5 protein-coding genes are annotated in these 5,091 nt (G+C 68.8%); 4 read left to right on the top strand and 1 reads right to left on the bottom strand.

Annotation, left to right across the window (positions count from 1 at the left end; genetic code table 11):
* From ugpE to AC1D2K_RS29495, 4 genes are all read left to right on the top strand, one after another.
* Window positions 1–540: sn-glycerol-3-phosphate ABC transporter permease UgpE (gene ugpE / locus AC1D2K_RS29510; RefSeq protein WP_478093346.1), on the top strand; the 540-nt coding region annotated here is incomplete at its 5' end.
* 2 nt (window positions 541–542) lie between these two features.
* The gene (gene ugpC / locus AC1D2K_RS29505; protein ID WP_478093344.1) at window positions 543–1,550 is read left to right on the top strand and encodes a sn-glycerol-3-phosphate ABC transporter ATP-binding protein UgpC; all 1,008 of its coding nucleotides are present in this window, start codon (window positions 543–545) and stop codon (window positions 1,548–1,550) included.
* Window positions 1,547–2,296, top strand: a complete 750-nt coding sequence (gene ugpQ, locus AC1D2K_RS29500; RefSeq protein ID WP_478093342.1) for a glycerophosphodiester phosphodiesterase — start codon at window positions 1,547–1,549, stop codon at window positions 2,294–2,296. Before ugpC ends, ugpQ begins: the two co-directional genes overlap by 4 nt.
* A 54-nt stretch (window positions 2,297–2,350) precedes the next feature.
* The gene (locus AC1D2K_RS29495; RefSeq protein ID WP_478093340.1) at window positions 2,351–4,825 is read left to right on the top strand and encodes a DUF3772 domain-containing protein; all 2,475 of its coding nucleotides are present in this window, start codon (window positions 2,351–2,353) and stop codon (window positions 4,823–4,825) included.
* On the opposite strand, the gene AC1D2K_RS29490 is transcribed toward AC1D2K_RS29495, so the two are convergent.
* Window positions 4,822–5,088, bottom strand: a complete 267-nt coding sequence (locus AC1D2K_RS29490) for a hypothetical protein (protein WP_478093348.1) — start codon at window positions 5,086–5,088, stop codon at window positions 4,822–4,824. The genes AC1D2K_RS29495 and AC1D2K_RS29490 overlap by 4 nt on opposite strands.
* Between the last annotated feature and the right edge of the window lie 3 nt (window positions 5,089–5,091).

The following is a 5,091-nucleotide window of genomic DNA, read 5'->3' as shown; positions in this document are numbered from 1 at the left end:
GTGTACTTCCGCTTCCCGTTCAAGACCCTGTGCTTCTGGGCCATCTTCATCACGCTGATGCTGCCGGTCGAGGTCCGTATCGGACCGACCTACCAGGTGGTCTCGGACCTCGGCATGCTCAACAGCTATGCCGGCCTGACCGTCCCGCTGATCGCCTCGGCGACCGCGACCTTCCTGTTCCGCCAGTTCTTCCTGACCGTGCCCGACGAGCTGATCGAGGCCGCCCGCATGGACGGCGCCGGCCCGATGCGCTTCTTCTGGGATGTGCTGCTGCCGCTGTCGAAGACCTCGATCGCGGCGCTGTTCGTGATCCAGTTCATCTACGGCTGGAACCAGTACCTGTGGCCGCTGCTCGCGACCACGACCGAAGACATGTACCCGGTGGTGATCGGCATCAAACGCATGATCGCCGGCGGCGACGGCCAGAACGAATGGAACATCGTGATGGCGACCGCACTGTTGGCGATGCTGCCGCCGGCGCTGGTCGTGCTCCTGATGCAGAAGTGGTTCGTCAAGGGTTTGGTGGATACGGAAAAATAGAAATGGCAGCACTTTCACTTCGCAACGTCATCAAGCGCTACGGCCACGGGCCGAAGGCAAACCAGGTCATCCACGGCGTCAGCGCCGAAATCCCCGACCACGAGTTCGTGGTCATCGTCGGCCCCTCGGGCTGCGGCAAGTCGACGCTGCTTCGCATGGTCGCGGGACTGGAGGAAATCAGCGCCGGCGAGATCCGCATCGGCGACCGGGTGGTGAACAACCTCGAGCCCTCCGAGCGCGACATCGCGATGGTGTTCCAGAACTACGCGCTCTATCCGCACATGACGGTCTTCGACAACATGGCCTACGGCCTGAAGATCGCCAAGGTGCCGGTGCCCGAGATCAAGACGCGGGTCGACAAGGCCGCCGGCATCCTCGAGCTCGGCCACCTGCTCGAACGCAAGCCGCGCGAGCTCTCCGGCGGCCAGCGCCAGCGCGTGGCCATGGGCCGCGCGATCGTGCGCCAGCCGAAGGTGTTCCTGTTCGACGAACCGCTGTCGAACCTGGACGCCAAGCTGCGCGCGCAGACCCGCCTCGAGATCCAGAAGCTGCACCGCGAGCTCGGAATCACCTCGCTGTTCGTCACCCACGACCAGGTCGAGGCCATGACGCTGGCAGAGCGCATCATCGTGATGAACGGCGGCGTGATGGACCAGTTCGCCACGCCCGAGGAGGTGTACTCGCGCCCCGCCACCACCTTCGTCGCGAGCTTCATCGGCTCGCCGCCCATGAACCTGCTGAGGTACGCGCCAGGCGTGCGGCCCGGCATGATCCTCGGCATCCGTCCCGAGCACCTGAGCCTCGATGCGAACGGCTGGACGGTGCAGGTCGAGCACGTGGAGCTGCTGGGCGCCGAGCGGCTGATCTACGGCCGCATCGGCGAGGAGCAACTGATCATGCGTGTCGACGAGGGCCACACGCCACCGGTCGCGGGCGACACGGTCAAGATCGCCGCCCGCCAGGACAAGCTGCACTGGTTCGACGCCGGCTCCGGCAAGCGAAGCGCATGAGTGCCGGCGCGACCTGGCCGTACCCGCGCTGGATCGCCCATCGCGGTGCCGGCAAGCTTGCGCCCGAGAACACCCTGGCGGCCTTCCGGCTGGGCGCCGAACATGGCTATCGCATGTTCGAATGCGATGCCAAGCTCAGCGCCGACGGCGTGCCCTTTCTGCTGCATGACGCCACGCTCGAGCGCACCAGCAACGGCCACGGCATCGCCGGCGAGCAAACCTGGGCGGCCCTGTCGCGGCTCGACGCCGGCGCCTGGCATTCGCGCCGCTACGCCGGCGAGCCGCTGGCAAGCCTCGAGAGCCTGATCCGCTTCTGCCTCGCGAACGGTCGCGCGCTCAACATCGAGATCAAGCCGACCCCGGGCCAGGAGCAATTGACGGGCAACGTGGTGGCACGGCAAGCCGCGCAACTCTGGACCCCATCGGAGCTGCCGCCGCCCTTGCTGACCTCGTTCGCACCCGACGCCCTGCGCGCGGCCCGCGTCGCCGAGCCGCAGCTGCCGCGCGGCCTGCTGCTGGACACGCTGCCCGCGGGCTGGCTCGACCTGGCGATCGAGCTCGGCTGCGTCGCGGTCGTCTGCAACCATGCGCTGTGGGACGCCGCCACGGTGGCCCGGGTGCACGCCGCCGGCCTGCGCGCGCTGAGCTACACCGTGAACGACGAATGGGCGGCCGAGCGGCTGACCGCGCTCGGCACCGACGGCATCATCACCGACCGGGTCGACCGCTTCAGCCCGGCGACCTGAGCTCGCCTACGGTTCGTTTCGAACCGGCAGCCGGCGGCTTTTATGATGAAGACCATGCGCTGGTTCCCCCATTTCACGACCCTCCTGCTGGCTGCCGCGCTGTGCGGCGGCACCTGGGCCCAGCCAAGCACCGAGACCGAGGTCGCACCCACGGTGGCGGCACTGAGAAGCCAGCTCGAGAACGTGCCGTCGGAGGTGGAGACCAGCGCCGACGTGCGTGGCGTGGTCGAGCAGCTCAACGCCCTCAGTGCCTCGACCGACAAGTTCATCGCCGCGCGCACCGGCGAACTCAACGACCTGAACGCCCGGCTGGGCGAACTGGGCAATGCACCGGCCGAGGGTGCAACCGAGAATCCCGACATCACCCGCCGCCGGGCGGAGCTGATCAAGGAGCGCAACGCGCGCGATGCCGACATCCGGCTCGCGCGACTGGTCTCGGTGGACGCCCAGCAGCGCGCCAGCGAACTGCTGGCCAAGCGCCGTGCGCTGTTCGAAGCCCAATTGACCGAGCGCTCGCCTTCCCCGCTGGGGCGGGACTTCTGGGACGACGTCAGCGACGCCTGGTCGAGCGACGTGACCCGGCTCGGGCGCCTCGGTGCCGAGCTGGAGGACGGCGTCCAGACCGCCCGCAAGCCGGCCCACGCGCCCGCGGTGCTCGGCGCCCTGGCAGTTGCCGTGCTGATGGCCCTGCTGGGCAACTGGCTCGCCGAGCGCGCCCTGACCCGGTTCGCTGCACGCTACCTGCCGCCGGGTCGATTGCGGCGCTCCCTGCTGGTGATCGCGATCGTCACCGCCAACGTGCTGCTGGTCGGGCTGGCGGCGCAAGGCGTGTTCGCCATGTTCGACAGCCATGGCCTCTGGGGGCCCCTGACCCGCAAGCTGGGACAGTCCGTGGTGCAGTCGAGCATCTTCATCGCCTTCGTGGTGGGACTGGGTCGGGCGCTGCTGTCCAACGGACGGCCTTCGTGGCGATTGCCGCCGATCTCGGATGCGTTGGCGATCCGGCTCGCACCCTTTCCCTGGGTCATGGCCGGGGTGGCCGCGGTGGTGTGGGCGCCGACCCAGGTCAACGCGGTGGTGGAAGCCAGCTTCGCCGCCGTGGTGGCCACCCACGTCATGACCGCCCTCGTCCTGACGGGCATGATCGGCGCGATGCTGCTGCGCCTGCGCAGCGCGCCGGTCGCCGCAGCGCCGGTCGCCGCCAGGACGCCGCCGAAGGACGCCGGGTCCGGCCCGGCGGAGACTGCGTCCTCCGCGCCCGTTGCCGACGGCCCCGAAAGGCCGATGTGGGTCGGCGTGCTGCTGGCCGCGGTGACGTTGATGCTGATCGTCATCTGGGTCCTGGTGGCGATCGGCTACGTCGCGATGGCGAGCTTTCTTGCGAGCCAGCTCACCTGGGCCGGCATCGTGGTGGCCGCCTTCTACGTGCTGTTCAAGTTCGCCGACGACCTGTTCGAATCGGTGGTTTCCTCGCGCAGCAGCTTCGGCGAGCGCCTGCAGCAGAGCTTCGGCCTGCAGCCGCGCACCCTCGATCAGGCGGCGGTGGTGCTCTCGGGCCTGAGCCGCGTGATCCTGTTCTTCTACATGGTGATCGCGCTGGCGACGCCCCTGGGCACCAGCCCGGGTGAGGTCTACCAGCGCAGCGGAAAGTTCGGCGGCGGGGTCAAGATCGGCGAGATCCAGCTGGTGCCTGGCGCGATCATCAGCGCGGTCTTGGTGCTGGTGATCGGCTTCGTCGCGCTGCGCGTGGTCAAGCGCTGGCTGGAGCGGCGCTATCTGCCGCACACCGGGCTCGAGCCCGGCATGCAGAGCTCGATCACCACCCTGCTCGGCTACGTCGGCGGGATCATGGTGATCGCCTTCGGACTCTCGGCACTGGGCATCGGCATCGAGCGCATCGCCTGGGTGGCGAGCGCGCTGTCGGTGGGCATCGGCTTCGGCCTGCAGGCGATCGTGCAGAACTTCATCTCGGGCCTGATCCTGCTGGCGGAGCGCCCGGTCAAGGTCGGCGACTGGGTGGTGCTGGGCAATGCCGAGGGCGATGTGCGCCGCATCAACGTGCGCGCCACCGAGATCCAGCTGGGCGACCGCTCCACGATGATCGTGCCGAACTCGGAGTTCATCACCAAGACCGTGCGCAACATGACGCTCGCGAATGCCGAGGGCCGGGTGCTGATCCGCCTGCCGATGCCGCTGACCACCCACGCCAACCGGGCCCGCGAGGTGATGCTGGCGGCCTTCGCCGATCACCCCGGCGTGCTGGCCAGCCCTGCCCCCTCGGTCACGCTGGAGGGGGTGGAGGTGGGCTTCCTGATCTTCCAGGCGGTCGCCTATGTGCCAAGCCCCCGGCTGGCCGGCGGCGTACGCAGTGACGTGCTGTTCGCGATGCTCGAGGGGCTGCGGGCGGCCGATCTGCCGATGGCGGCCTACCCGGTGGCGCCAGCCTATGCGGGCGCGCCCGGGGCGCCGGCCGCCGCCGCCGCCCCGCCGCCTCCACCGCCGCCGATATTGCCTGGCCTGGTGAACTAGCCGGCCACCAGCCACTGGCTGGTGGCGCAGGCCAGCACCAGGGCCACATACGTCGCCATCTTGCCGTCGCGGCCGAAGATCACGAGGCCGGCCGAGAGCACCGCCACGCCAACTATGAAATTGATAGCGGCCACGACCCACCAGGCGGGCGATTTCGCGCTTTTTCCCATGGAGATTCGGCCCAGCAGCGCGCACAGGAAGCCGACCGCGAAGGCAGGCGCGACGAAATTGAGCAGGTGATTGAGGAGGTCCAGCGGTGCCATGAC

The sequence above is a fragment of the Variovorax sp. P1_H12_2 genome (assembly GCF_056405335.1).
Note: the sequence above shows the minus strand (reverse complement) of the source record. Positions and strands in the feature narration are given on the sequence as shown.

Bases quoted from the DNA above. Each gene is read 5' to 3' on its own strand.
- ugpC (WP_478093344.1), top strand. From the start codon at position 543: ATGGCAGCACTTTCACTTCGCAACGTCATCAAGCGCTACGGCCACGGG.
- ugpQ (WP_478093342.1), top strand. From the start codon at position 1,547: ATGAGTGCCGGCGCGACCTGGCCGTACCCGCGCTGGATCGCCCATCGC.
- AC1D2K_RS29495 (WP_478093340.1), top strand. From the start codon at position 2,351: ATGCGCTGGTTCCCCCATTTCACGACCCTCCTGCTGGCTGCCGCGCTG.
- AC1D2K_RS29490 (WP_478093348.1), bottom strand. From the start codon at position 5,088: ATGGCACCGCTGGACCTCCTCAATCACCTGCTCAATTTCGTCGCGCCT.